23 protein-coding genes are annotated in these 24,534 nt (G+C 59.7%); 9 read left to right on the forward strand and 14 right to left on the reverse strand.

Going from position 1 to position 24,534, the window contains the following annotated elements; all coding sequences use genetic code 11:
- Positions 1 to 56: 56 nt before the first annotated feature.
- Entirely contained in the window at positions 57 to 755 is a 699-nt protein-coding gene (locus ACSJLU_RS10380) for a DAPG hydrolase family protein (RefSeq protein ID WP_141997881.1), read from the reverse strand.
- A 93-nt stretch (positions 756 to 848) separates the two neighbouring features.
- Between ACSJLU_RS10380 and ACSJLU_RS10385 the strand changes: the two genes are divergently transcribed.
- Positions 849 to 1,493 carry a TetR/AcrR family transcriptional regulator gene (locus ACSJLU_RS10385; RefSeq protein ID WP_049204082.1) on the forward strand — a complete coding sequence of 215 codons (645 nt, stop codon included), beginning with the start codon at positions 849 to 851 and terminating at the stop codon, positions 1,491 to 1,493.
- Between the two features lie 56 nt (positions 1,494 to 1,549).
- Here ACSJLU_RS10385 and pckA read toward each other — a convergent pair whose 3' ends face one another.
- Positions 1,550 to 3,169 carry a phosphoenolpyruvate carboxykinase (ATP) gene (pckA, locus tag ACSJLU_RS10390; protein ID WP_141997885.1) on the reverse strand — a complete coding sequence of 540 codons (1,620 nt, stop codon included), beginning with the start codon at positions 3,167 to 3,169 and terminating at the stop codon, positions 1,550 to 1,552.
- 431 nt (positions 3,170 to 3,600) lie between these two features.
- Here pckA and ACSJLU_RS10395 point away from each other — a divergent pair, with 431 nt between their 5' ends.
- Positions 3,601 to 4,944, forward strand: a complete 1,344-nt coding sequence (locus ACSJLU_RS10395; RefSeq protein WP_043143342.1) for a 2-hydroxycarboxylate transporter family protein — start codon at positions 3,601 to 3,603, stop codon at positions 4,942 to 4,944.
- Positions 4,945 to 5,276: 332 nt separating this feature from the next.
- Positions 5,277 to 6,695 (forward strand): serralysin family metalloprotease, encoded by a 1,419-nt coding sequence (locus ACSJLU_RS10400; RefSeq protein ID WP_025302576.1) that lies wholly within the window; start codon positions 5,277 to 5,279, stop codon positions 6,693 to 6,695.
- A 146-nt stretch (positions 6,696 to 6,841) separates the two neighbouring features.
- Here the strand turns inward: ACSJLU_RS10400 and ACSJLU_RS10405 are convergent, their stop codons facing one another.
- Positions 6,842 to 7,051, reverse strand: coding sequence for a hypothetical protein (locus tag ACSJLU_RS10405; RefSeq protein ID WP_004931526.1), 210 nt, complete (start codon positions 7,049 to 7,051; stop codon positions 6,842 to 6,844).
- Positions 7,052 to 7,210: 159 nt separating this feature from the next.
- Here ACSJLU_RS10405 and ACSJLU_RS10410 point away from each other — a divergent pair, with 159 nt between their 5' ends.
- Positions 7,211 to 7,363, forward strand: coding sequence for a hypothetical protein (locus tag ACSJLU_RS10410; RefSeq protein ID WP_162837925.1), 153 nt, complete (start codon positions 7,211 to 7,213; stop codon positions 7,361 to 7,363).
- Between the two features lie 38 nt (positions 7,364 to 7,401).
- Here the strand turns inward: ACSJLU_RS10410 and yniD are convergent, their stop codons facing one another.
- Positions 7,402 to 7,494: a small membrane protein YniD gene (yniD, locus tag ACSJLU_RS10415; RefSeq protein WP_016928013.1), complete on the reverse strand. Its 93-nt coding sequence runs from the start codon at positions 7,492 to 7,494 to the stop codon at positions 7,402 to 7,404.
- 338 nt (positions 7,495 to 7,832) lie between these two features.
- On the opposite strand from yniD, the gene ACSJLU_RS10420 reads away from it, so the two are divergent.
- Complete coding sequence (locus ACSJLU_RS10420) at positions 7,833 to 8,225, forward strand: ASCH domain-containing protein (RefSeq protein ID WP_004931522.1); 393 nt, start codon at positions 7,833 to 7,835, stop codon at positions 8,223 to 8,225.
- A gap of 4 nt (positions 8,226 to 8,229) precedes the next feature.
- Positions 8,230 to 8,829 (forward strand): C39 family peptidase, encoded by a 600-nt coding sequence (locus ACSJLU_RS10425; protein WP_025302577.1) that lies wholly within the window; start codon positions 8,230 to 8,232, stop codon positions 8,827 to 8,829.
- A gap of 55 nt (positions 8,830 to 8,884) precedes the next feature.
- On the opposite strand, the gene ACSJLU_RS10430 is transcribed toward ACSJLU_RS10425, so the two are convergent.
- The 10 genes from ACSJLU_RS10430 to yebS form a co-directional block, all read right to left on the reverse strand.
- Positions 8,885 to 9,124, reverse strand: a complete 240-nt coding sequence (locus ACSJLU_RS10430) for a DUF1480 family protein (protein ID WP_025302578.1) — start codon at positions 9,122 to 9,124, stop codon at positions 8,885 to 8,887.
- Positions 9,125 to 9,259: 135 nt separating this feature from the next.
- The gene (locus ACSJLU_RS10435; protein ID WP_025302579.1) at positions 9,260 to 10,192 is read right to left on the reverse strand and encodes a Csu type fimbrial protein; all 933 of its coding nucleotides are present in this window, start codon (positions 10,190 to 10,192) and stop codon (positions 9,260 to 9,262) included.
- A gap of 20 nt (positions 10,193 to 10,212) precedes the next feature.
- Positions 10,213 to 12,633, reverse strand: a complete 2,421-nt coding sequence (locus ACSJLU_RS10440) for a fimbria/pilus outer membrane usher protein (protein ID WP_439041088.1) — start codon at positions 12,631 to 12,633, stop codon at positions 10,213 to 10,215.
- 67 nt (positions 12,634 to 12,700) lie between these two features.
- On the reverse strand, positions 12,701 to 13,465 hold the full coding sequence (locus tag ACSJLU_RS10445) for a fimbrial biogenesis chaperone (protein WP_025302581.1): 765 nt from the start codon (positions 13,463 to 13,465) through the stop codon (positions 12,701 to 12,703).
- 25 nt (positions 13,466 to 13,490) lie between these two features.
- The gene (locus tag ACSJLU_RS10450; protein WP_162838013.1) at positions 13,491 to 14,039 is read right to left on the reverse strand and encodes a Csu type fimbrial protein; all 549 of its coding nucleotides are present in this window, start codon (positions 14,037 to 14,039) and stop codon (positions 13,491 to 13,493) included.
- A 5-nt stretch (positions 14,040 to 14,044) separates the two neighbouring features.
- Positions 14,045 to 14,548, reverse strand: a complete 504-nt coding sequence (locus tag ACSJLU_RS10455; protein ID WP_025302583.1) for a Csu type fimbrial protein — start codon at positions 14,546 to 14,548, stop codon at positions 14,045 to 14,047.
- A 2-nt stretch (positions 14,549 to 14,550) separates the two neighbouring features.
- Positions 14,551 to 15,090, reverse strand: coding sequence for a Csu type fimbrial protein (locus tag ACSJLU_RS10460; RefSeq protein WP_016928005.1), 540 nt, complete (start codon positions 15,088 to 15,090; stop codon positions 14,551 to 14,553).
- 275 nt (positions 15,091 to 15,365) lie between these two features.
- Positions 15,366 to 16,802, reverse strand: a complete 1,437-nt coding sequence (gene rsmF / locus ACSJLU_RS10465) for a 16S rRNA (cytosine(1407)-C(5))-methyltransferase RsmF (protein WP_380827390.1) — start codon at positions 16,800 to 16,802, stop codon at positions 15,366 to 15,368.
- Between the two features lie 102 nt (positions 16,803 to 16,904).
- The gene (locus ACSJLU_RS10470) at positions 16,905 to 19,535 is read right to left on the reverse strand and encodes a PqiB family protein (protein ID WP_025302585.1); all 2,631 of its coding nucleotides are present in this window, start codon (positions 19,533 to 19,535) and stop codon (positions 16,905 to 16,907) included.
- The gene (yebS, locus tag ACSJLU_RS10475) at positions 19,504 to 20,751 is read right to left on the reverse strand and encodes a membrane integrity lipid transport subunit YebS (RefSeq protein WP_025302586.1); all 1,248 of its coding nucleotides are present in this window, start codon (positions 20,749 to 20,751) and stop codon (positions 19,504 to 19,506) included. The genes ACSJLU_RS10470 and yebS overlap by 32 nt, the downstream gene beginning before the upstream one ends.
- 255 nt (positions 20,752 to 21,006) lie before the next feature.
- Here yebS and ACSJLU_RS10480 point away from each other — a divergent pair, with 255 nt between their 5' ends.
- From ACSJLU_RS10480 to prc, 3 genes are all read left to right on the forward strand, one after another.
- A complete protein-coding gene (locus tag ACSJLU_RS10480) occupies positions 21,007 to 21,504 on the forward strand; it encodes a GAF domain-containing protein (protein WP_025302587.1) in 498 nt (165 codons plus the stop codon).
- A 96-nt stretch (positions 21,505 to 21,600) separates the two neighbouring features.
- Positions 21,601 to 22,311 (forward strand): RNA chaperone ProQ, encoded by a 711-nt coding sequence (gene proQ / locus ACSJLU_RS10485; protein ID WP_004931497.1) that lies wholly within the window; start codon positions 21,601 to 21,603, stop codon positions 22,309 to 22,311.
- 19 nt (positions 22,312 to 22,330) lie between these two features.
- Positions 22,331 to 24,379 (forward strand): carboxy terminal-processing peptidase, encoded by a 2,049-nt coding sequence (prc, locus tag ACSJLU_RS10490; RefSeq protein ID WP_016927999.1) that lies wholly within the window; start codon positions 22,331 to 22,333, stop codon positions 24,377 to 24,379.
- Positions 24,380 to 24,534 lie beyond the last annotated feature (155 nt).

The raw sequence follows: 24,534 nt of genomic DNA on the forward strand, positions 1-24,534 counted from the left end.
GGCGATGAAAATCACTATAGCGGCATCGCGAAAAAATAACAGGCCCCGCCGGTGGCTTACCAGAGTAACGGCGCCAGCTCGCGGCCGTTTTCGGCGTAGTACAGCGACGGCAGGAACTGTGCTAGATAGCTGAACTCGTTGTAGCAGTGGCGCATCAGGTTAAACCCGATGTCGTCCGAGAGTTCGTCGTGGGCGTTGGCGCAGGCTTTACCCAGCAGGAAACGGCTGCGCAGCACGCACCCGTACGGCGTATCGCGCGCCAGATGCAGCATCTCGCCGTCGCAGGGATCGCCGTTGTCATCCAACGCCACCTGATCGCCGAAGCCGATGCGCGCACACACGGCGGCGGAGAGCGCCTGCGCATCACGCGCCTGGCGCAGCGGCTGCGGCGCGAAGAAGTCCTCGGCGGCGTGAAACTTGAGGCGTGCCGCGATCGGCGGCAGTTCCGCCAGCCATTCGACCGCTTCGATGCTGGCGCCGACGTAGCTTTCCCCTTTTTTCCAATGGCGGTCCCAGCCGCGATGTTCGACGTGATCGTGTGGGTGCCACCAGTTGATGTGCTGCGTGTTCTCAAAGAAGGTGAACCACCAGTCCAGCATGCGCCCCTTGCAGCCGTGCATATCGGTACGGACCGCGACGGTCAGCAGGCCGTCGGCGCTGCGACTCAGCCCCATCTCCAGCCGCAGCGGTTCAGGTTTGAGCAACTCGTTGATATCGTTAACGCCCCACGGCGCCAGCAGGGAAGGATGTGTCATAATGGGTTCCTGTTTTATTTTGGAAACGAATTGTGTTTCCAAAATAAAACTATGCCGGTATGCTGAGTCTGTCAATGCTTGTGAGGAATAAATATGGCGAACCCGAATGAAGAACCGCCGCGCGCTCGCGGCCGGCCGGCCACGCCGGAAACGGCGCTGCGCGCCGCGCTGGCGCAAGCGACGCTGGCGTTGCTGCTCGACGGCGGCTATGCCGCAGCAACGGTGGACGCGGTGGCGAAACGCGCCGGGGTGGCTAAAAAAACCCTGTATCGCTTTGCGGCCAATCGCGACGAACTGGTGGCGCAGGCGGTGAGCGGCTGGACCGAGGCGTTTCAGCCGGCCTTCGCCCAGGATGCCGGGCGGTGGGAGGCGGTGGCGCCGCTGTTGGAAAAGGGGCTGAAGGCCATCGCGCAGCAGGTATTGAGCGCCGAGGCGGTAGGGATGTTTCGGCTGCTGCAAAGCGAGTTTCCGGGGCGCGAGGCGCTGCTGGACAGCTATCAGCGCAACGGCATTCAGCGCGGCCGGGCTACGGTGGCGGACTGGCTGCAGCGCCAGCAGCAGTGCGGCTGGCTGCGTGCGCGCGACTGGGCGCAAACCAGCGACCTGCTGTTGGCGATGACCATCGCCGAACCGCTACGGCAGATGACGCTGGGACTGTTGCCGCCGGGCAGCGCGATCGACGAGCGCATCGCGGCGGCGGTGGCGCTGGTGATGCCGGGTTTGCTGGCGGAAGCGTGAATACAAAAAAGGGCCGACGAATCGGCCCTTGAACAACAGGATGCAAAACGTCTGCGTTACAGCTTCGGCCCAGCGTTCACCAGCTTTTCGCCCGCCGGGGTGACGGTATATTTGGCGAAGTTATCGATAAAGCGCTGCGCCAGATCCTGCGCTTTCTCCTGCCACAGCGATTCGTCGGCGTAGGTTTTGCGCGGATCGAGGATCGACGGATCGACGCCCGGCAGCGCTGTCGGCACTGCCAGCCCGAAGATCGGCAGCGTGAAGGTGTCGGCCTGTTCAATGTCGCCATTCAAAATGGCGTCGATGATGCCGCGCGTATCTTTGATAGAAATACGTTTGCCGCTGCCGTTCCAGCCGGTGTTGACCAGGTAAGCCTGGGCGCCGGCGGCCTCCATGCGTTTCACCAGCACTTCGGCGTACTGCGTCGGGTGCAGCGTCAGGAAAGCGGCGCCGAAGCAGGCGGAGAAGGTCGGCGTCGGGGCGGTGATGCCGCGCTCGGTGCCGGCCAGCTTGGCGGTGAAGCCGGACAGGAAGTGGTACTGGGTTTGCTCAGGCGTCAGGCGCGATACCGGCGGCAGTACGCCGAAGGCGTCGGCGGTCAGGAAGATGATCTTGCGCGCATGGCCGGCTTTGGACACCGGTTTGACGATGTTCTCGATATGATAAATCGGATAGGAGACGCGGGTGTTCTCGGTTTTGCTGGCGTCGTCGAAGTCGATGCTGCCGTCGGCCCGCACGGTGACGTTTTCCAGCAGCGCATCGCGGCGGATCGCCTGATAGATTTCCGGCTCCGCCTGCGGCGACAGCTTGATGGTCTTGGCGTAGCAGCCGCCTTCGAAGTTGAACACGCCGTCGTCGTCCCAGCCATGCTCGTCATCGCCGATAAGCTGGCGTTTCGGATCGGTGGAAAGGGTGGTCTTGCCGGTACCGGACAGGCCGAAGAACACCGCCACGTCGCCTTTCTCGCCCACGTTGGCCGAGCAGTGCATCGAGGCGATGCCCTTCAGCGGCAGCAGGTAGTTCATGATCGAGAACAGGCCTTTTTTCATTTCGCCGCCGTACCAGGTGCCGCCGATCAGCTGCATGCGTTCCGTCAGGTTGAAGGCGACGAAGTTCTCCGAATGCAGCCCTTGCTGCTGCCAGTCCGGGTTGGTGCATTTGGCGCCGTTCATTACCACGAAGTCCGGCTCGAAGTCCGCCAGTTCGGCGTCGCTCGGGCGAATAAACATGTTTTTCACGAAGTGCGCCTGCCAGGCCACCTCGGTAATGAAGCGCACTTTCATGCGCGTGTCGGCGTTGGCGCCGCAGAACGCGTCCACCACGAACAAACGCTTGCCGGAGAGCTGGTTGCCCACCAACGTCTTCAGATGCTGCCAGACTTCCGGCGAGAGCGGCTGGTTGTCGTTCTTGCCGGTGCCGTTGTCCGACCACCAGACGGTATCGCGCGTGGTGTCGTCGCGCACGATGTATTTGTCCTTCGGCGAACGGCCGGTGAACTCACCGGTCGCGACGTTGACCGCACCCAGTTGGGTGAGGGTGCCGCGTTCCAGCGGCGGCAGGTCGGCGCGGGTCTCTTCGGCGAACAGCAATTCATAGCTAGGGTTATAGACGATATCGGCGGCCTGATGGATGCCGTAGCGAGCGAGAGTTTGTGGGGTAACAGCGCGTGAAGACATATTCTACTTCCTTATGAGTCATATTATGCCTCTTTCCCGAGCGGTGCCGCGCGCAGGATTAAGGTTCGGATCAAGCTGACCGGATTCAGCTACTGCGTTTCCGGTTCTTTATTAATAAATCAGGGGGCTTTTTCGCCCTCCTATAGCATAGCAGCGAATTTAAACCTGCTTACTTTAATTACAAAATGCTGACGATAATTAATTAAAACCAACCTTGGCGGAGGGTCACAATATTGAATTTCGTCGGTGTAATTTAGTTTTGCATTTTTATTTTTTATCATATCTTCAGGGCTGTCTACTGTTTTATTTCTTATTAGAAAAAGCGAAATCCACAATAGGATTTTTCGTAATCATTTGTTTTTGCTTGGCAATGGCGGGATGTTGCGCCAGGTGAATCTAACCGTACTGTACGCTTGTCAGCAGGGTGAATAATGAAACAGATAAATGCAGAACTGGCCTGTGATAAAAATACGGCATCGTCCGAATCCTCAGGATTAATTAATCAACTTCGTCAAATGGATATCGGCGCGGTACCGATCGCGTTGTTTATCACGATTTGCGCCATCGTGGCGATTTCCGCCTATGCCAACTTCCTGCCGAAAAATATGATCGGCGGCCTGGCAGTGATAATGACGCTGGGCTTTGCGCTGGCTCAGTTGGGAAAAAGCATTCCCGTGCTGCGCGATATCGGCGGGCCGGCCATTCTGTGTTTGATGGTGCCCTCGGTGCTGGTCTATTTCAATGTCTTCCAGCCCAACGTTATGGGCACCGTCCATCTGCTGATGAAAGACGCCAACCTGCTTTATTTCGTCATCGCCAGTCTGGTGGTCGGCAGCATTCTCGGCATGAACCGGGTGATCCTGATCCAGGGGATGATTCGCATGTTCGTGCCGCTGGTGGTGGGTACGATCACGGCGGTGATCACCGGGCTGCTGGTGGGCAAGCTGTTCGGCTTTACCTTCTATCACACCTTCTTCTTCATCATCGTGCCAATCATCGGTGGCGGCATCGGCGAGGGGATTTTACCGCTGTCGCTGGCCTATTCGGCGATCCTGGGCTCGACGCCGGACGTCTACGTCGCGCAGCTGGCGCCGGCGGCGGTGCTGGGTAACATCTTCGCCATCGTGACCGCCGGGGTGTTGGCGCGTATCGGCATGCAGCGCAAGACGCTGAGCGGCGACGGCATGCTGATCCGTTCGGCGCAGGAGAACGCGATGTTCGCCATCAAGGAGCAAAGCGGCAACGTCGATTTCCAACTGATGGGCGGCGGGCTGCTGGTGATCTGCGCCTTCTTTATCGTCGGCGGCCTGTTCGAACACATCGTGCATATTCCCGGCCCGGTGCTGATGATCCTGTTCGCGGTGCTGTGCAAGTACTGCCGGGTGATCCCGGCCTCGATGGAAACCGGCGCGCACAGTTTCTACAAGTTCGTCTCCACGGCGCTGGTGTGGCCGCTGATGATCGGTCTGGGCATGCTGTACGTGCCGCTGGAAAGCGTGGTGGCAGTGTTCTCGGTCGGTTATGTGGTGGTCTGCGGCTCGGTGGTGCTGTCGATGGGGCTGGTCAGTTTCCTGATTGCGCCTTACCTGAAGATGTTCCCGGTGGAGGCGGCAATCGTCACCTGTTGTCACAGTGGCCTGGGCGGCACCGGCGATGTGGCGATCCTGTCGGCGTCGAACCGTATGGGGCTGATGCCATTCGCCCAAATCGCCACGCGCATTGGCGGCGCTTCCACGGTCATTGGCGCGACGCTGCTGCTCGGTTGGTTAGTCTGAGTCCAGAGTTTCTTATGGATAACCGGGGTTGGATTGCCCCGGTTTTTTTATGCGTTTTTTCCGCTCATCGTGATAATGCTGATGATTATCTTGAAAATCATTCGTATGGCGCAAATGCATAGTCGGACTTTATCTGAGAAAATTCTGTACTCGACGAAAATGTGTCTATTCTTTTCTCTTAAGGGATTATCGTTCTCATTCAGAGTGCCGAGGGAAGGCGCCACCGCATTACCGATATCCCCGTATTGATTCAACACCGGGCCGCTGCCGTTCAGGCAATCCGCCAGTTGGGGCATCCCCCCGATTGAATTGACGAATATGGAGATAAGGTTATGTCATCAAGCAATGCTTCCGTTAAGGCCGAAGGCGTATTAGCCCTGTTGGGCGCTTATAAACCCGATGAAGACGACACCATTACCGTGCTTCATCCGTCGAAAACGTTCGAAAACGCCGGCCTGGAGCTGGTGCGCGGCGATCGCAGTTGGCACGATAAGGGCGTGACCGACACGCCGGTCTCTCTGACCTACAGCTTCTGGGAAAAGGCGCCGGGCAACATGTCGAGCATGGGCATCAGCGGCTTCAGCAGCTTTAACGCCGAACAGCGCGAGCAGGCTAAACTGTCGCTGCAGTCATGGTCAGACGTGGCTAACATCACCTTCACCGAAACCAGCAACACTGCCGCTGCCAACATCAAATTCGGCCTGTTCGACTACAGCTCGCGCGGCTCCTATGCCTTTGCGTATAACCCGGACACCTCGCCTTCGGTCGCCGGGCAAACCTGGTATAACGCCAAGAACCATACCTTCGTCAACAACCAGATCCATGAGAACGAGTACGGTCGCCAGACCTTCACCCATGAAATCGGCCATGCGCTGGGGTTGCAGCATCCGGGCGACTATAACGCCGCGCCGGGCGTCAGCATCACCTACGCTAAAGACGCGACCTACTTTGAGGACAGCCGCGCGCACAGCCTGATGAGCTATTTCAGCGAAAGTAACACCGGGCAGGACTTTAAAGGCGCGTACTCTTCCGGGCCGTTGCTCAATGACATTACGGCGATCCAGCATTTCTACGGCGCCAACATGAACACCCGCACCGGCGACACGGTTTACGGTTTCAATTCCAACACCGACCGCGACTTCCTCACCGCCACCGGCGCGCAGGACAAGATAATTTTCACCGCCTGGGATGCCGGCGGCAACGACACCTTCGACTTCTCCGGCTTCGGTCAAAATCAGCGCATCAACCTGAATGAAAAGGCGTTCTCGGACGTCGGTGGCCTGAAAGGCAATGTGTCTATCGCCGCAGGCGTGACGATTGAAAATGCCATCGGCGGGTCGGGTAACGATGTGCTGGTCGGGAACGCCGCCGATAACGTGCTCAAGGGCGGCGCGGGCGATGACGTGCTGTACGGCGGCAAAGGGGCGGATCAGCTGTGGGGCGGTGCCGGCAAGGACACCTTCGTCTACTTTGCGGCGGATGAGTCGACGGCGGCGGCGCCGGATTGGATCCGCGACTTCGTGCGCGGCGAGGACAAGATCGATCTGACGTTGTTCAACACCGGCAGCGCCGACGGCATCCGCTTCGTCGATCAGTTCAGCGGCAAGGCGGGCGAGGCGAAGCTGAGCTACGATGAGCAAAATCACGTCAGCGATGTGGCGATCAACCTGGGCGGCGCCTTTGACGGCAACGACTTCCTGGTGAAAGTGGTGGGGCAGCCGCTGGATGCCGGCGATTTCGTGTTGGCGTAATGCAGGCAACAAAAATAGGGCGTTTTGGGCAAAAACCCGACAATTCCTATTAATTACGTCATATTAGCGTGACATAGTAGCGCGCAGAAGGCCGGGCTTGCATACCTCGGGCTTCTGTCGAATCGCCAACCTTTTCGGTTGGCGATTCATTTTCCGCCTTTCAGCATGTTGATGGCGGCGCCGAGTAGGATGCGCCGTTCGATATCGTTGCTGTCCGCCAACTGCCGCGCCAGATGTTTTTCCAGCGTTTCCACCGACAGCGCTTCACCGCGATGGCGCAGCTGCATCACGCCGTCGCCGATCAGGCGTGCGACCTCATCCCATACGGGTTTAATCTCCTGTTCCGAGAACGTCATGGTCTACACCTCGGTGGGTTGATTTTTGCCCAATGTAACAGCTGAACTGCGGCTTCGCTACCCGCCGCCTAAAACAGGAAGCATAAAAAACAATCCATCAGTATTTCTTCTGGTTTTTACGCTCAATACTGACGGTGTCGAAAAGCAGGAGAAAACATCATGAACTGGGTCGAAACCTTGGCGGAGTACTACCGCCTGAGCCGCACGGGTGAAACGCAGCATTGGCTGTGTCGCCGCTGGTTGCTTCAGGGGGAGGCGCGTTTGGCCTATTTGCAGGAGTTGCTGGAGCCGACCGCGCCACGGCGGCGATGAACAGGGCGCCGGCGTTCGGCCGGCGTCGTCTCGCGGCATTAACCGAAGGCGATCGCCGCCCAACGCAACAGCAGCAACGCCAGGCAGATCAGCAGCAGCACCACGACCATTTTACTGAGCTTGTTGCCCATGCGTTTTGTTGCCACGTTGCGCCCCTTTTAGCTGAAATACCACCCGCCGGCGAGGGTGATGAGGACAAGCGTCACTAACGCGACGCCGTTGAGTAAATCGCTGAAGGTATCGTCAGCATCGATGTCATTTTGCTGCATGTTACCGCCTGGCAGTCGCCATTGGGTGAATAATGTTCACAGTATGCGCCCGGCAGCGCGGCAGGCACAGCGAAGAAAGGTAAAAACGCGTAAAAGTGGCGCTGGCAAAACGCGCAGTCGCGCTTGCGACGGATGCAGACGGCCGGCAATACGTTGTACTATCCTGTCTGCATTGATGCATTTTTCCTAAAGGTATAATCATGGCGACGGCAATTCCACAGAAATACGAGCACCTTGAGCGCTGGGCGTTCGGCGATACCGAGCAGCAGGCCGATGAAGTCGTGCAATTGATCCTCAATGGCACCAAAACGGCCACCTGTTCTAACCTGGACGGCGAAGGGATCCCACAGGCCGGCGATCTGTTCCTGGTGGTGGACGGCAAGGGTGAGCCGGTTTGCGCAGTCGAGTTGACCGCGGTGGAAATGAAAACTTACGATCAGGTTGATGAAGCGCACGCCTTTGCCGAAGGCGAGGGCGATCGCTCGCTGGCGCACTGGCGCAAAGAGCTGCAGCGCTTCTTCGAAGAGTATGACCTGTTCTCGCCGGACATGACGCTGGTGCTGATGAATTTCAAAGTCGTCGACAAATTTTAATCTTATGCGCGCCGTTCCCTACGAGTGCCAGTGGGCGAGCCCGGAGCTGGCCGCCGATCTGATCGCCGGCCGCGCGACGCTGGCGCAAGACGAAAATTGGGCACGCAGCGGCGCCCGCGATCGGGCAGAGTACGTCGAGTGGGCCAACCACGTGTGCGGCATGGCCTGCCTGAAAATGGTGCTGGGCCACCGCGACGGCGAAGCGCCGCCGCTGCTGGAGCTGGCGCGCCGCAGCCTGCCCTACGGCGCCTATGTACGCGAAGGTGAGCGGATAAAGGGGCTGATTTATGCGCCGTTCGTCGAGTATGTGCGCGAGCAGTTCGCGCTGCAAGCGGAGGTGAAGGTGGGGCTAGAGGCCGCCGAGGTGCCGGCGCTGCTTCATGAATGCCGCTACTTTATCGCCTCGGTGCATCCCTCCATTCGCCGGCCGGAGAGTACGCCGCCGCAGCGGGGCGGGCATCTGGTGCTGATCACCGCCGCCGATGCGCAAAGCGTGATCTTCCACAATCCTTCGGGCGACAGCCCGGCGACGCGGGAGCGGGTGCACCTGCCGCTCAGCCGCTTCGCCCCTTTCTTTGCCGGCCGCGGCATCGCCATCGCATAAAAAAACGCGCTGTTTCCGATGAAAACAGCGCGTCGTCAGCAGTTCTGATGCATTTTCATGCCAGCCGCATCACCCAGGCGTCCGCTTGCCGATCGTAGTGTTGCTTGTACAGCAGCGACTGTTTGCCGTCGAGGATGGCCGGGATGCTGGTATGTTCATCCCAGCCGTCCAGCTGCATGCACAGATCCGGATCGGACTTGCAGGGAATGCTCAGGGTGCCGGTGCGGTCGGCGCCGGCGTGAAGATGCGCGTCATCGACCTCGAAGCTGCCAATTTTTACGACGGTTTTGCTCATGGGAACTCCTTGCTCAATGGTGTGGTAGGAGGTTAGACCAGTTTGGCCGTTGGTAAGAGCATAGCCAAATGAGCAAAAAATGCCACATAAAAATTACATTTTGGAAACAATTTCCACGCCGGCAAAACACAACGCCTAGTACTCCACCACAAAACTGAGCGTGTCCTGATAGCTGCCGACCGCCACTTCCGTCTGCGCCGCATTGACCGCCGCCTTATACGGGATGCTTTGCGCCAGGCCGGTGCCAGCGCCGCTCTGTTTGTTGGTGCTATCCCAAACGGTCGTCGTATTAGGCAAGTAAATCTGGTACTGCATGAAATTACTGGTACCGCTTTTCATGCGTCGCCAACCGGAAACCGGGTTATTGCCGTTGGTGAAATAGGTGTTGTATCCCTCGGTTTTGGTGCAGGTCAGGGTGATGCTCTGATTGACAGGATTGAACTGCCCGACCAACGCCATGCTGCCGAAGTTGACGTTGGGCGCGGTGCCGATCAGGCAGTCTTTGGTGATGGTGACGCTGACGCTGACCGTGCTGGGTTTGTCGACGCCGTCCCACCAAACGCACAGGCCGAGCACGCCCAGGCCGCAAATATGGTAATTCCAGATCAGGTTGATGCTGTCGGTATAGGTGCCTGCGCGCACGTTGGCGCCGGCGGTGGTTTTGATATACAGCGGAAAGTTGACGTTGGAGGAAATCAGGATCAGCGACAGCAGGTTCAGCGAGCTGTAGTCGATGGTTTGGCCGATGCTGTAAGGATATTGGTAGTTGGCGTCGGGGTAGATCAGGTAAGCGATTTTATCGCCGGAACCGTCGGTGTTGGCAACCGCCATATTGTTGGTGGTGGAGGCGATCTTGACCGTGACGGTGTTTTGCGTGAGCAAATTGAGGCCGAGGCCGGTGCAGTTGAGGCCGGCGGTGCCCTGGGCGTTGATCTGCCCATTGTAGACCACGAAAGAGCTGCTCCCCGGTAAGGTGACGGTGCCGTTGGTGGTGGCGCAGTCGGCGAATGCGCGCTGACAGAGCAGCAGCGAAAGGGTTAACAATAAGGCTTTCAATCCCCGAAACATAGTGACTCTCCGTCGTTGAATTAGCGGCAGACAACCGGGCCGACGCGCTGGATGCCCTGAGGCTTCGCCAGACTGAATTCCGCTTGGCACGGCGGGCCGCCGTCGGCCGGGATCACGCTCAGGCGATTGTGTTGTTGCACCGGGTCGATATAGGTCATGCCATCCCAACCGACATAGCTTTGCTGATGGCCGCCAACCACCGCCACCTGGCTGCCGTTGGCCAGCGGTTTGCCTTGCTCGTCAACCAGTTCGACGTCGGCGGCGGAGATGGGTTGGATGGGAAACTCGACCAGAAAACCGCTGTGATCGCGAATGGCGACGGTTTTTTCCACCGTCGGCAGCGCGACGTCGGCGGGCAGGCTGAGCGGATCAATCTGGAATTTCGCATGGTAGTAAGAGGTGACGGTCGGCACCAGTAAATAGCCCTGGGCATCGGTCTTGCCGATCGGCTGGTTCTCATAGCTCACCGGAATGTCGGCGTATCCTTGCGTGGACACCAGCGCAAAGGCATCGTTGATGGTGTTGGTGGCGTACACGCCGCCGTTCATCGCCACCAGCGAACCGCTGATTTCTCCCCAGTGGTTGGTTTCATCACGGGTACCGTATACGCCCGCTCGGGCTTCGAGCCTGCGGGTGCGCCAGGTCAGATCCGCCTGGCGGTAATCGCCGCCGCTCGGGTTATTGGCGTAGGCCAGATTCCAACCGAAACCGCCATCAGTCGGCGCGGCGCGGCTGTAGCTGACGCGTTCGCTCCAGCGGTTGTTGTTGTCGCGCGCGGCGCTGAAGATGGCGGTACCCCAACTGTCGAACGGAATGGAGAGCTGCAGTTGGGCACTGTAACCGCTGCTGCCGATTTCCCGGTTCAGCGAGGCGTACAGGCTGCTGTTGCGCCAAAGCGACACACTGTAGGACAGGTTCATCAGGCGAGTTCGTTGGGCGATGGCGTCGCGTACGTCAAAATAACCGGCGCCGAGGCTGCCGAGCCGGCCCAGGCTGACGCTGCCGGTCAATTGATCGGTGCGGCGGCTCAGGCGGTAGTCGCTTTTATACACGGAAATGTCGCCAAAATCGGCGCTGCGCAGGATACGTTGCGCGTTGAGGCTGAAGCGTGAGTTGCTGTAGGTGTAGCCAAAACTGCTCTGATCGCCGTGGTTGCCGGTGTAGCGATAGACGGGCTGGGGATCCGGCTGTTGCAACGGCCTGCCGGTCAGCGGGTCATAATACGTGGGGGATTGTATCGGCCGGCCACCGTTAAACGCTTCGTCGCCGGCCTGGCTGACGCTGTAGGACGCGTTGAAAACCCCCCATTGTCCGACGCGAATGTCGGCGCCGCCGCCGCCGACCGCCAATTCGGCTGCGCCTTCGGCGCGTCCTTCCAGGGTTAACCAATCAGTGACGCCGTAACGTAAACTGGCGCTGCCTACCCATTGCCCGTAATCGGCAGAATTCAACCCGTAGTTGCGCCGCAGCAAACCGGTGGAAATGCTGAAATCGCTCATGCCGGTCTGCAGCAGGTTGCTGGCCACGTAGAACGGCACCGTGGTGCTGACCTGACGGCCGAGGGCGTCGGTGGTGACGACCGTGGCCTGACCCGCGCCGTTAATGTAGGGCACGCTGTTGAGGGTAAACGGCCCGGGATTGATGTTGGTGGTGCTGTTTTTATAGCTGTTGATGTATAAATCGACGCTGCTGGGCAATGCCGCCTGGCCGGAAAACTGCGGTAGCGGATAGGTGATAAGATCCGGGCGTACCGCGAAATTGCGCGCCAATTGCAAGCCGCCGATGCGCACGGCGCTGCTCCAGGGGAGCGAGCCGGTGGTTAAGTCACCGGCGATCACACTCAGCATCCGCTGGTCATCGTTGAAGCGCCAGTAGCTGTCGTATCGAATATAGCGGCCGCCATCGTCGTTTGGCCCGCCGTTAAACCCGCTGCGGTAGATGCCGGTGTTGGCGATGACGCCGAAACCGTCGAACAGCCGCTGTTCGCTCCACGCCGACAGGTAGCCTGGTCGGCCATTGCCGTTGCTTTGGCTGGCATAGATGTCGTAGTTAAACAGCAAGCCCAGGCTGCTTTGCGCCGGCAAGCGTTGCAGCGGTGAATGGGCGCCGATGGTTTGCTGCGGCAACCAGTCGTTGGGCACGTTGATCAGCAACTGCTGGCTCTCGCCGCTGTAGCTGACATCCACCTTCTCCAGCCGATCGACGGCGATGTCTTTCGCCTGTTTATCCGCTACCGGCAGCCCGGCGTCGAGCAGTTGCTGGGGCGTCATGTAGTAATGGCCGCCGCGGTAGTTGACTGGCACGACGTTGCCGGTTTGGCGCCCGTTGACGACCGGCTCCAGATACAGCGTGGTGTCCGGCATGCTGATGGCGCTGGGCGGCGGGGGCAGATCGTCGCCGAACGCGAACGGCAGCCAGCCGCCGGCCGCCATGCTCAGCATGGCAAACGCCAGCGGCTTGAGGTTGAAACGCCGCGTCGATAGCCTCCCTGTCGGCTGCACCTGGGCCTCAATAAGACGGAATGGCTACGGGCTGTTTGTTGTCATTGACCGTGGCCATCAGCTTGCCGCTGCTGAAACCGCCGGCGGGCGGCAAAGCGAAGCGCATCTGTGAACCGGGCAGCACGTATCCCATCAGGCCGGGATTTAGGCTGCGCCCTTGCAGCGTCACTTTCGAGATTCGGGCATGCACTGCGCCTTGATTTCGCACCTCCAGCCAGCGTTCGCTGCTTTGCTGCTGTAAACGATAGCTGAGCTTGGGTTGGCTGGCGGTCGCGTAATCGCGCGGTTTTTCGCTGTCCTGTTTGGTCCAAATCCCCTTGCCGCTGACGAACAGCGGCACCGAGTAGCGCATCTGGAATTTCAGCCCCATCTCTGCACCGCCGGGGGCGGCATCCGATGATTGTTCTTTCACCGGCACTTCATCGACCAAAATGCGATAGGCGCGCTCCTGTCCCGCCGCCGGCGCCGACTGTTTGATCAGGCGTATCAGCTGGCGTTTGCCTGGCGCGATCGACGCCACCGGCGGACTGGCGATCACGTCGCTTTGGTTGCTGTAATCGTCTTTGCCGGCGGTTTGCTTCCAACCCAACACGCGAATTTGCATATAGACCGGTTTGCTGTCGCGATTTTCAAGCCACAGCGCGGTGGCCTGTTGTTGATCTTCAATCACTGGATCGATCGGCCAAATGAGAATGGAAGCCGCGGCCAGGGCGTGCTGTTGGCTTGCCAGGAGCAAGGCTGCCGTTAACGGCAGACGGAAGGGTATGCGCATAACTCAATCCTTATTGCAAAAAAACTTAATAAGTGACCGTCAACAAGACCGTATCGCTGTAAACGCCACTGGTGGGCAGGGTACTGGTCGAAAACAGACGGGCGTAAACCTTGATTTCTTGCGTACTACCGGTGGCGGCGACGGTCTGCGCCGCGCCGCCGTTAGCGCCATCGCCCCAAAGGGTGGCGTAGTTGCTGTCTTGATAAAGTTGATACAGCAGCGTTTCCGACGTGACGGTGTTTTGTAATTTTCTGCCGCCGGCGATGGATCCGGTCACGTGATTGCCGACGCCGAGGGCCAGCGTGACGCTCAGCCCCGGGTTGCAGCGAAACAGCACCGAACCGGCGCCGCTGCTGGATACGACGCTGACTGCGTTGCTCAGTGAGGACAACTGGCCGAAGTTCAGGGTGCCGAAGGTGGTCACGTCACTGACGCCGCTGCCCAATACGCAGCCTTTAACCACGGTTGCATTGACGGTGAACGGCTGGCTTTTGGTCAAGTCGTTGACGCCGGTATCGCTTTGGGCCGGGGAAAGCGGCAGGCAGAACAGCAAACCGCAAATTGAAGCGCGCATCGTCATTACCAATTGATCGTGACCTGTACCGTATCGGTGTAGCTGCCTGTCGGAGGTGTGGATTGCGCCGGAATCATGCCATAGACCGGCAGCCAGTTGTCCGAACCGTTGGCGGTTTGTGACACGCCCGTCAGATTATCCCAAATGGTGCTGTGGGCGGCGTTGGTATACAGGTTGTAATTCACCCGTTGGCCGGCCGCGCTTTGCAGGTAGCGGGCAGCGGTATTGCCGCTTTGCCCGCCGCCAAGCAGAACGCTGTAGCTGGTGCCGTTGGTGCATTTCACCCGAATGGCGCCGGCGTTTTGTTGCCCGGCGACGCTGGTTGCGGTGCTGAGAAAATACAGCGTGCCGAAATTCAGCGTGCCGAAGCTGACATTGCCGCCTGAGCTGCTGCCGGCCTCACAGGCGCTGAGCAAGGTCGCGCTGACGCCGAGGGTCGCGGTTTTACTGTCGGCCTGCGCCAACAGGCTGCACGCCCATAATCCGCAGCAGCAAAGCGCGCGCCGCACCGTTACCAGGTGACCGTCATCGTGACGGTGTCGTTATAGGTGTCTGCCGCCGGGGTAGAACCGGCCGCCGGGACGCGGCCATACACGATCAGCGGAACGGCGGCGCCGGTGCCGGTGCCGGTCCGCGCGTTGGCGCCGCTGCCCCAGGCGGTGGTGCGTGCGGCATCCTGGTACAGGTTATAGCTGATGAAGGCACCTGCCGTGCTGGCCATGCGGCGTTGGGTGCCTGAAGTGACATGGAGCCCGTTGTCCAGCGCCACCGTGTAGTCTGTGCCGGTAGTGCAGGTCAATGACAGCGTACCGGCCCCCCCTGCGCCGGTGGCGCTGGCGTCGATGATGTTGGCCAGTGAAGAGTAAGTACCGAAGCTGATGGAGCCGAAGTCGTTGACGGAACCGCTGCTGCTGCCGCCCCCCACGACGCAACCGGCGCCGATGGTCAGCGTCACGCCTAACGTGCCTTGAATGGTGCCTGCTGCGTTAGCCGCGCCGTTGGCGCACAGCAGGGTTGCTACCGAGGTCAATGCCATCAGAGTTTTTTTCATCTTATATTCCTTGCCGTATGAGAGAAAGCCCGCAAAGACGCCACCCAGAGGTGAGTTGAACGTATTCATTTAGCTGCACTTTAATTAATAGAATAAGAATCGGGAATTGTCTTGATGAAAACGAGAAACTTTTTATTCTCATTCCCCCGGTTGACGGGGCTTGTAGGCGAGGTATACCGATAAAGTGAAATGATTAGAATAATAACGAACGGCGATGGGAATATTATTAGCGTTATTTTATTGCCGGGGAATTTCATTCCCCGGCGCGGTATCGTTTACAGGTGGAAATCCAGCACGCCGTCGCGCACCAGTTCGCGCGGCAGGTTATTCTTTATGCGGCTGCCGATGCGTTTGGCGATGCCCAGCGGTTGCCCCTGATAGGTGACGATGCACTCGTCGCCCGCCGGCGGCTGCTCAGGGTAGAGATCGCGGCCGTGATACCACTCCTGGGCCAGCGCGGCGTCCAGCTCGAAATGCTGTTTGCCGCCGGCACCCGCGAGGGCGATCGCCGCTTCGTGCTGCCAACGGAAACCTTTCGGGAAGCGCTCCGCCAGCTTGAGGCCGATACGCGAGAAGCGCACTTTGCCAAACAGCGGCTCCAGCTCGGCCGGGAAGAGCCAGATTTCCTTGTCGCGCTCCCACAGTCGGCTGTCATCGCCCCAGGTTAAGCCGGATGCGGCGGCGGCTTGGGCGACCAGCGCCGCCTCTTTGCCGGATAGCGGGCTGAACGGGAATTTACCGACTTTATAGGTCGGCTTCGCCAACGGCGCCACGGCGTGTTTTTTACGCAGGCGGGCGACGAAAAACCCTTCGCTGTCGTAAATCTGCGGGAAGACGTGCAGTAAGCCTTCGGCGGTCAACGCCTTGTCGGCGCCGGGGAATAGCTCACCCAGCGGCTCGACGCTGACTGCGTCGCCATAGGTATCCAGCAGCCAGCGCACCACCTGCTGATTTTCCTGCGTATTGAGCGTGCAGGTGGAATAAACCATCACGCCGCCCGGTGCCAGCGCATGAAACGCGCTGTCGATCAGCTCGCGCTGGGTGGCGGCGATCTCGGCGACGCTGTCCGGCGACCAGTTGCTCATGGCGTCCGGATCCTTGCGCACCACACCTTCGCCGGAACAGGGGGCGTCGAGCAGAATGGCGTCGAAACTCTCCGGCAATGCAGCGCCGAACACCCGGCCATCGAAGTGGGTCAGCGCGGTGTTCTTCACGCCGCAGCGGCTGATATTGGCGTGCAGCACTTTCACCCGGCTGGCGGAGTATTCGTTGGCGACGATGCCGCCCTGGTTGCCCATCAACGCGGCGATCTGGGTGGTTTTGGAGCCCGGCGCCGCCGCCACGTCCAGCACTCGAGTAGGCGCCGCGTCGCCCGAGAACAGCGCGCTGACCGGCAACATCGAGCTGGCCTCCTGAATATAGAACAGACCGCTCAGGTGTTCGGCGGCGCTGCCTAATCGCAGCTCTTCATCGTCGCGCTCGATCCAGAACCCTTCCGCGCACCAGGGAATGGGCTCCAATCGCCAGTCGTAATCCTGCACCAGCGCCAGGAAGTCGGCGACGCTGATTTTCAGCGTGTTGACGCGCAGACTGCGGCGCAGGGGGCGCTGGCAAGCGGCGATAAAATCGTCCATCGCCAGCTCGGCGGGCATGATGGCGCGGGTGGCGTCGAGGAAAGCGGGGGGCAGAAAAACGGCGGTGGATTTGGCCACGGGGCGAACTCTCAGGGTGCAATAAAGACAAGGGCGAGAGTTTATCACAAAGCGGAAAAAAACAGGGCCCGGCATTGCCGGGCCCTGAGGAAAACGCGAAAGTTAATCGCGCGGAATGGCGGTGCCCCAGGTTTTCCAGTCCTTCGGCTCTTCCGGATTCAGCAGGAAGTGCTTGTTCGGCGTCGCTTTCGGCGCCAGCGGAATAGTCGGCGGGGTGGCGAAGGCGATACCGCCGCGAATGAACTGCTGGAAGGTGCCGCTCTTGATCACGCCGCCGGTCAGGCCGAACTGCAGGTTGTAACCCGACGCCAACCAGAACACGCTGTTGTTGCGCACCAGATGTTGATACTTCTTGCTGATGCGCAGCGCGACGTGCACCCGGTCTGACATGGCGCCGAGGTAGAAACCGGTGATGGTGCCGACCTCTACGCCGCGGAACAGCACCGGCGTGCCGATCTGCAGCGAGCCGGTTTCGGCGGCGTCGAGCACGACGCTCAGGCCGTCGAGATAGCGCGAGTCGGTGATGCTGGCCTGCTGCAGTTCGAAAGTGCGCAGCTCGCGGCCGCGCCCCGGCTCCACGTTGATATAAGGCTGGAGCAGGGTATCGAGGTTGCTGACGCCGGCGGCGGAGATCTCCGGCGACACGATCGAGAAGCGGCTGCCGAGGCGCGCGAAGGTCTGCACGTATTCCGGATACAGCACCGCTTTAGCCAACACTTCGTTGCGCTCCGGCGCCAGCTGCAGCGACTCCACCTGGCCGACGTCGATGCCGAGGTAACGCAGCGGCATGCCCGCCGACAGCTTGCTGGCGTCGTAGGTTTTCAGCGTGATTTGGCTGCCCACCGCGCGAGCGGCAGTTTCGCTGGCGTAGAGCACGCGGTTGGCGCCTTTGTTCAGCGTCACGCCCTGCAGGTTGTCGAAGCTGATGGCGCCTTTCAGCGCGCGGTTGAGCGGGGAGGCCTGCACCGTCAGGCCGCTGCCATTGAGCTGCACTTTGGCGCCGCCTTCGGCCCAGAAGATGCTTTCGCGAGTCAGCAACTTGCGGTATTCCGGGCTGATGTAGACGTCCACCTCAAACTCGTTGGCCTTCGGCCGGACGTTGACGATCTCGCCCACCTGGAATTTGCGGTACAGCACCACCGAGCCGGCCTGCACGTCCGGCAGGCTGGTGGCGCTGAGGGTCAGGGTGGTAGAAGGGGCGTTGCCGACGATGCCTTCCTCGGCTTTTTCGCTGTTGGCGTACAGCGGGTACTGGCCGCCTGGTTCCCCTTTGCTGCCGGGGATAATGCGCACGCCGCCGTCCACCCATTCCTGGGCGCTGGCGCCGAGCACTTCCATGCCGTCTATCCCGAGCTTAACGTCGAGACGGCTGTTGACCACGAATTTGCTGTCTTTATGCAGCAGGCCGCGGTACTGCGCGTCGATGGCGGCGGTGAACACCACGCCGCCGGCGGTCAAGGTGCGGCTCAGGATTTGGCCGACTTTCACGCCGTGCACCACCAGCGGCTGCCCGACGTCAATGCCGTAGCTTTGCGGCGCATTCAGCGTGACGGTCAGCACACCCGGCTGTTGCAACAGCGTTTCGCTGCTGTCCAGCACGTTGAAGCGCTGCTGCGGTTCGCCTTCACCCGGCACCAGTTCCAGCGTGGTGCCGGTCAGCAGTTGGCTGAGCTTGGCGTCGTTGAGGCTGATGCGCGGGCTGCGCATCACGATGCGGGTGCCGCTGCGCATCAGATCGACCACCGAAGGATCGATGGTCAGTTCACCGATGACTTTGCTGTCCTGTTGCAACGTCAGCTTGGTCAGGGTGCCGACCTGCAGTCCCTGGTACATCAGCGGCGTGCGGTTTTCACTCAGGCTGTTGCCGCTCGGCAGATCCAGCAAAATATTGACGCCGCGCTGGCTGTGGGCCAGATCCGGATACAGGGTATAGCTTTGATCGCCCTTGGCCTGCTGGCCATCGGCCGGCGAATCGAAGGCGATGGCGCCGTTGACCAGCGCCGCCAGGCTCTCCATTTGCACCGTGGCGCCGGACAGGCTGAAATCGCCCTTGAAGCCGGAGACATTCCAGAAGCGGCTGTTGCTCTTCACCAGGTTGGCGAAGCGGCGGTCGATCAGCACGTCGATGGTCACGCCCTTGTTGCCTTCGCTGATGGTGTAGTCATACACCTTGCCGACCGGGATTTTACGGTAATAGACCAGCGAGCCGCTGTTGAGCGAACCCAGGTCGTCGGCATGCAGGTGAATCATCAGTTCGCCGGTGTTCAGGCGGTACTTCGGCTGGGTATCGAGCGCGGTGAAGTGGGTTTGCTCCTTGCCGCTGCCGGGCATCATGCCGATATAGTTACCGCCGACCAGCGCATCGAGCCCGGATACCCCGGCCAGCGAGGCCTTGGGCGTCACTAGCCAGAACTGGGTGCCTTCGCGCAGCGAGTCTTCCAGATCGCTTTTGATGCTGGCTTCCACCACGATGCTGCGTAAATCTTTGCTCAGGCTGATTTTTTGCACCGTGCCGACCTCAACGCCCTGGTAGCGCACCGGCGTGCGGCCGGCGACGATGCCTGCCGCTGATTGAAAATCGATGGTGACGGTGGTGCCGCGCTCCTGGAAATTGTTATAGACCAGCCACCCGGCGATCAGCAGGGCGATGAACGGCAGTAACCAGAACGGTGAAATGCGGCGTTTGTTCTTGACCCGCGCTTCAGTCGGTGTAGTCGGCGTTTCCTGTTGCATGTGCATCCCAAATCAATCGGCTATCGAGCCATTCAACGGCAAGAATAGTCAAAATGACCGCCGAGCCAAAGTAAAACGCGGCCGGTCCCATAGTAAAAGATAACAGTTGATCGCGATTTACCAGCGACATCATCAAGGCGATAACGAACAGATCGAGCATCGACCAACGGCCGATCCAGGTGACCAGGCGCAGCAGACGAATGCGCGTCTTCAGGCTGTGCGAGGTTTTGAAGTGGATGCTCAGCAACAGCATGATCAGCACGATCACCTTGGTGAAGGGCACCAGCACGCTGGCGATGAACACGATAGCGGCGATCGGCACGTTGCCGGAGGTGGCCAATGAGACCACGCCGGAGAAAATGGTGTCTTCCAGCCGTGTGCCGTTGGCGTAAATGATGGAAATCGGCAGCAGGTTGGCCGGTATCAGCAGGATCATCGCGGCGATCAGCGCCGCCCAGGTTTTCTGCAGGCTGTAGGGCTGGCGATGGCACATCGGCACATGGCAACGCGGGCAGCGGCCGCGCGCGTCGGGATAGCCGGTATAGTGGCAGGACAGACAGATGTGCAGCGCCGTCGGCGGGCCTTCCGGCTGTTCCTGCGGATAGTAGCGCTCCCACAGCTGCTCCAGGTTGACGTGGATCAGCGTCAGGATGCTCAGCACCGTGAGCGACAGGTAAGCGATCAGCGCGCTGCCGGGCTGGATGTCGGCGTAATCCTGCACTTTGATCGCCGCCACCGCCATGCCGATCAGATAAATGTCCAGCATTACCCACTCTTTGAGCCGCTCCAGCATCAGCAGCACCGGGCGCAGGTTCATGCCGAGCGCATGGCCGACGCGCAGGTACAGCAGCGACAGCACCAGCGTCAGCGGGGCGCCGAGGGTGCAAAACGCCACCATGCTGGCGGTGAGCGGATCGCCCTGGCGGCTCATCTGCCAGATGCCCTCCAGCAAACTGGCGTCGATGCGCGTGCCGAGCAGACGAATGCTGATCAGCGGTTCGGTGAAGGCGAACGGCATTAGCAGCAGCATGGCGATCGCCATGGCGGTCAGACGCGTCATCGACCAGTCGCGGCCGTTCACCACCTTGGCGTTGCAACGCGGGCAATAGGCGGCCTGATTGCCGCTGAGCGGCGGCAGCACGAACAGCAGGTCGCACTCGCAGCAGCGCTGGTGACGCGCTTTGGAAAGGGGAGCGGTGATCGCGTGTATTTTCATTTTTGACAAGTAGCTGCCCTTGAGCCCGCCGGAAGTGTCAGCGTAGCTGAAAAATAAACCGGCCGCGTCACCGGCGATCGGGCGCCGGACGGTAAAACGAGGTAAACCGGGATTCTGAGCGGCAAACATACCCCGAGCGACGGGGTTTTGTGAAGCAACAGATGATTAACCTTGTGGCTATACGCATTTAATGCTTATTTTATAGGGCCTAAGCTTTGGGCTTCTGGCCATCTTCACTGTTTCAATGGTTAACACATGACAAAAGAACAATTCTACGCGGAATTAAAACGTGACCTGAGCGCGTTGCTCGGCGGGGAAACCAACTTTATCGCGGCGCTGTCCAACGCCAGCGCGTTGCTCAACGAGCGTCTGGATGACGTGAACTGGGTCGGTTTCTATCTGATGGAGGGCGACCAACTGGTGCTGGGGCCGTTCCAGGGCAAGATTGCCTGCGTGCGCATTCCGGTGGGCAAGGGCGTGTGCGGCACGGCGGTGGCGGAAAATCGCGTGCAGCGCGTCGGTGACGTGCATGCGTTTCCGGGCCATATCGCCTGCGATGCGGCCAGCAACGCGGAAATCGTGCTGCCGCTGGCGGTTGGCGGCCGAGCGATCGGCGTTTTGGATATCGACAGCACGGTTTATCAACGCTTCGACGAACAGGATGAAGTGGGCCTGAAAGCAGTGGTGGCGGGGCTTTGTGAGCAACTGGAACAGTGTGACAGTGCGAAATATGTGACTGTAGCGGCAAGTTGATCGACGGTTAACGTGGCAATTACCGATGGCGTCATTATAATGACGCCTGTTCATGCCTGTGGCTTGTTGGCAATACCGTTGTAATCAGGAAATTTCATGGAAAATCAACCTAAGTTGAACTCTAGTAAAGAAGTCATTGCTTTTCTTGCCGAGCGTTTTCCGCTCTGCTTTAGCGCCGAAGGCGAAGCTCGTCCGCTGAAAATCGGTATTTTTCAGGATTTGGTAGAGCGCGTGCAGGGGGAAGAAAATCTCAGCAAAACGCAATTGCGTTCTGCCCTGCGCCTATATACCTCAAGCTGGCGTTATCTGTACGGTGTCAAGGTTGGCGCACAGCGCGTCGATCTGGACGGCAATCCGTGCGGTGAACTTGAGCAGCAGCATGTCGATCATGCTCGCCAGCAGCTTGAAGAAGCCAAAGCGCGCGTTCAGGCACAGCGTGCCGAACAAAACGCCAAAAAACGTGAAGCCGCCGGCGAATCCGCCGATGCCGCTCCGCGCCGTCCGCGTCCAGCCGGTAAAAAACCCGCTGCACGTCGCGAAGGCGGAGCCGCGCCGGAAAACCGCAAGCCGCGCCCACAAACTCGCCCACAGCCCGCTCGCCAACCTCGTGCAGCCAAAGAGGAAAGCCAGCCGCGTTATGCGCCAGTCACGGATATCTCTAAACTGCAAATTGGCCAGGAAATCAAAGTCAGAGCAGGCAAGAGCGCGATGGATGCTACCGTACTCGAAATCGCTAAAGATGGCGTACGTGTGCAGCTCTCTTCCGGTCTGGCGATGATTGTGCGCGCAGAACACTTGCAGTTCTGATACGGAGGCCAACCCAGGCATGAACAAATTCGTCAGATTAACAGCGATTGCAGGGCTGCTGTGGGCGGGTGTCAGTTACGGCGCGGAAACAGCCAACATCCGCATCGGCCAACTGCCCCAACTGCAACAGGAACCCCAGCACGCTACGGTGAGTGAGCGCGTCACCTCGCGCTTCACTCGCTCTCATTACCGCCAGTTCGCCCTCGATGCGGAGTTTTCAGGCAAGATCTTCGATCGCTACCTGAACATGCTGGACTACAACCATAACGTGCTGCTGGCCTCCGACGTGGCGCAGTTCGCCGGCAAACGCAATCAGGTTGGCGAAGAGCTGAAAACCGGCAAGCTGGACACCTTCTACGCGCTGTTCAATCTGGCGCAGAAACGCCGCTTTGAGCGTTACACCTATGCGTTGTCGTTGCTGGACAAGCCGATGAACTTCACCGGCAACGGCACTATCGATCTCGACCGCAGCAAAGCGCCGTGGCCGAAAGACAAGGCCGAGCTGGATAGCCTGTGGGATGCGAAAGTCACGTATGACGAGCTGAACCTCAAGCTGACCGGCAAGACCGACAAAGAAATCCGCGACACGCTGACCAAGCGTTATCAGTTCGCCATCAAGCGCCTGACGCAAAGCAACAGCGAAGACGTCTTCCAGCTGGCGATGAATGCCTTTGCGCATGAAATCGACCCGCACACCAACTATCTGTCTCCGCGCAACACCGAGCAGTTCAACACCGAGATGAGCCTGTCGCTGGAAGGCATCGGCGCGGTGCTGCAGATGGATGACGACTACACCCTGATCAACTCGATGGTGCCGGGTGGACCGGCGGCGAAGAGCAAGGCGATCACCGTAGGCGATCGCATCGTCGGCGTCGGCCAGGCCGGCAAACCGATGGTGGACGTGATCGGTTGGCGTCTGGACGACGTGGTGTCGTTGATCAAAGGGCCGAAGGGCAGCAAGGTGCGCCTGGAAGTCCTGCCGGCCGGCAAGGGCACCAAAACCCGCGTGGTCACCTTGACCCGCGAGCGTATTCGCCTGGAAGACCGCGCGGTGAAAATGACCATCAAGACCGTTGGCAAAGAGAAGGTGGCGGTGTTCGACATCCCTGGCTTCTACGTCGGTCTGACCGATGATGTGAAAGTGCAGCTGCAGAAGATGGCCAAGCAGAACGTCAAGAGCGTGATCATCGATCTGCGTACCAACGGCGGCGGCGCGCTGACTGAAGCGGTGTCGCTGTCCGGCCTGTTCATTCCGAGCGGCCCGGTGGTGCAGGTGCGCGACAACAACGGCAAAGTGCGTGAAGACGCCGACACCGACGGCGTGACCTACTACAAAGGCCCGCTGGTGGTACTGGTCGATCGCTTCAGCGCCTCCGCCTCCGAGATCTTCGCGGCGGCAATGCAGGATTACGGCCGCGCGCTGATTGTCGGCGAACCGACCTTCGGTAAAGGCACCGTGCAGCAGTACCGTTCTCTGAACCGCATCTACGACCAGATGCTGCGCCCTGAGTGGCCAGCGCTTGGCTCGGTGCAGTACACCATTCAGAAGTTCTACCGCGTCAATGGCGGCAGTACCCAGCGCAAGGGCGTGACGCCGGACATTCTGATGCCGACCGGCGTCGATCCGGCGGAAACCGGCGAAGCGTTTGAAGACAACGCTATGCCGTGGGACAGCATCAATGCGGCGACCTACAGCAAGACAGGCGATATGACGCCGTTCGAGCCGGAGCTGCTGAAAGATCACCAGCAGCGCATTGCGCAAAATCCAGAGTTCCAGTACATCGCGCAGGATATCGCGCATTACAAGGCGCTGAAGGATAAACGCAACATCGTGTCCCTCAATCTGGCGGTGCGCGAGAAAGAGAACCACGATGACGACGCGACCCGTCTGAAACGCATCAACGAGCGTCTGGAACGTGCGGGCAAGAAGCCGCTGAAATCGCTCGACGATCTGCCGAAGGATTACCAGGAGCCGGATCCGTACCTGGATGAATCCGTGCATATCGCGCTGGACCTGGCTCATCTGGAAAAAGATCAGCCCGCTCAGCAGCCAACGCCGGCCAAATAAGGCCGCGTACGGCAGGATGAAAAACGCACCCTCGGGTGCGTTTTTTTATGGCGACGCGAAAGCCGGCTTCCCAGCAGGGTGAAGGGAGGTGGGCTGATGCATCGCCTGACAAATTTAGGGTAAAAAACCCTACGCCTTACGCAACAATCGTTTAC

It is taken from the genome of Serratia bockelmannii, assembly GCF_051803255.1.
Classification (GTDB): domain Bacteria; phylum Pseudomonadota; class Gammaproteobacteria; order Enterobacterales; family Enterobacteriaceae; genus Serratia; species Serratia bockelmannii.

Bases quoted from the DNA above. Each gene is read 5' to 3' on its own strand.
- ACSJLU_RS10400 (WP_025302576.1), top strand. From the start codon at position 5,277: ATGTCATCAAGCAATGCTTCCGTTAAGGCCGAAGGCGTATTAGCCCTG.
- ACSJLU_RS10470 (WP_025302585.1), bottom strand. From the start codon at position 19,535: ATGCAACAGGAAACGCCGACTACACCGACTGAAGCGCGGGTCAAGAAC.
- ACSJLU_RS10445 (WP_025302581.1), bottom strand. From the start codon at position 13,465: ATGCGCATACCCTTCCGTCTGCCGTTAACGGCAGCCTTGCTCCTGGCA.
- ACSJLU_RS10410 (WP_162837925.1), top strand. From the start codon at position 7,211: ATGAACTGGGTCGAAACCTTGGCGGAGTACTACCGCCTGAGCCGCACG.
- ACSJLU_RS10430 (WP_025302578.1), bottom strand. From the start codon at position 9,124: ATGAGCAAAACCGTCGTAAAAATTGGCAGCTTCGAGGTCGATGACGCG.
- ACSJLU_RS10425 (WP_025302577.1), top strand. From the start codon at position 8,230: ATGCGCGCCGTTCCCTACGAGTGCCAGTGGGCGAGCCCGGAGCTGGCC.
- ACSJLU_RS10435 (WP_025302579.1), bottom strand. From the start codon at position 10,192: ATGTTTCGGGGATTGAAAGCCTTATTGTTAACCCTTTCGCTGCTGCTC.
- ACSJLU_RS10460 (WP_016928005.1), bottom strand. From the start codon at position 15,090: ATGAAAAAAACTCTGATGGCATTGACCTCGGTAGCAACCCTGCTGTGC.
- yniD (WP_016928013.1), bottom strand. From the start codon at position 7,494: ATGGGCAACAAGCTCAGTAAAATGGTCGTGGTGCTGCTGCTGATCTGC.
- ACSJLU_RS10450 (WP_162838013.1), bottom strand. From the start codon at position 14,039: ATGCGCGCTTCAATTTGCGGTTTGCTGTTCTGCCTGCCGCTTTCCCCG.
- ACSJLU_RS10385 (WP_049204082.1), top strand. From the start codon at position 849: ATGGCGAACCCGAATGAAGAACCGCCGCGCGCTCGCGGCCGGCCGGCC.
- ACSJLU_RS10405 (WP_004931526.1), bottom strand. From the start codon at position 7,051: ATGACGTTCTCGGAACAGGAGATTAAACCCGTATGGGATGAGGTCGCA.
- proQ (WP_004931497.1), top strand. From the start codon at position 21,601: ATGGAAAATCAACCTAAGTTGAACTCTAGTAAAGAAGTCATTGCTTTT.
- prc (WP_016927999.1), top strand. From the start codon at position 22,331: ATGAACAAATTCGTCAGATTAACAGCGATTGCAGGGCTGCTGTGGGCG.
- ACSJLU_RS10380 (WP_141997881.1), bottom strand. From the start codon at position 755: ATGACACATCCTTCCCTGCTGGCGCCGTGGGGCGTTAACGATATCAAC.
- ACSJLU_RS10440 (WP_439041088.1), bottom strand. From the start codon at position 12,633: ATGCTGAGCATGGCGGCCGGCGGCTGGCTGCCGTTCGCGTTCGGCGAC.
- pckA (WP_141997885.1), bottom strand. From the start codon at position 3,169: ATGTCTTCACGCGCTGTTACCCCACAAACTCTCGCTCGCTACGGCATC.
- ACSJLU_RS10420 (WP_004931522.1), top strand. From the start codon at position 7,833: ATGGCGACGGCAATTCCACAGAAATACGAGCACCTTGAGCGCTGGGCG.
- ACSJLU_RS10395 (WP_043143342.1), top strand. From the start codon at position 3,601: ATGAAACAGATAAATGCAGAACTGGCCTGTGATAAAAATACGGCATCG.
- yebS (WP_025302586.1), bottom strand. From the start codon at position 20,751: ATGAAAATACACGCGATCACCGCTCCCCTTTCCAAAGCGCGTCACCAG.
- ACSJLU_RS10480 (WP_025302587.1), top strand. From the start codon at position 21,007: ATGACAAAAGAACAATTCTACGCGGAATTAAAACGTGACCTGAGCGCG.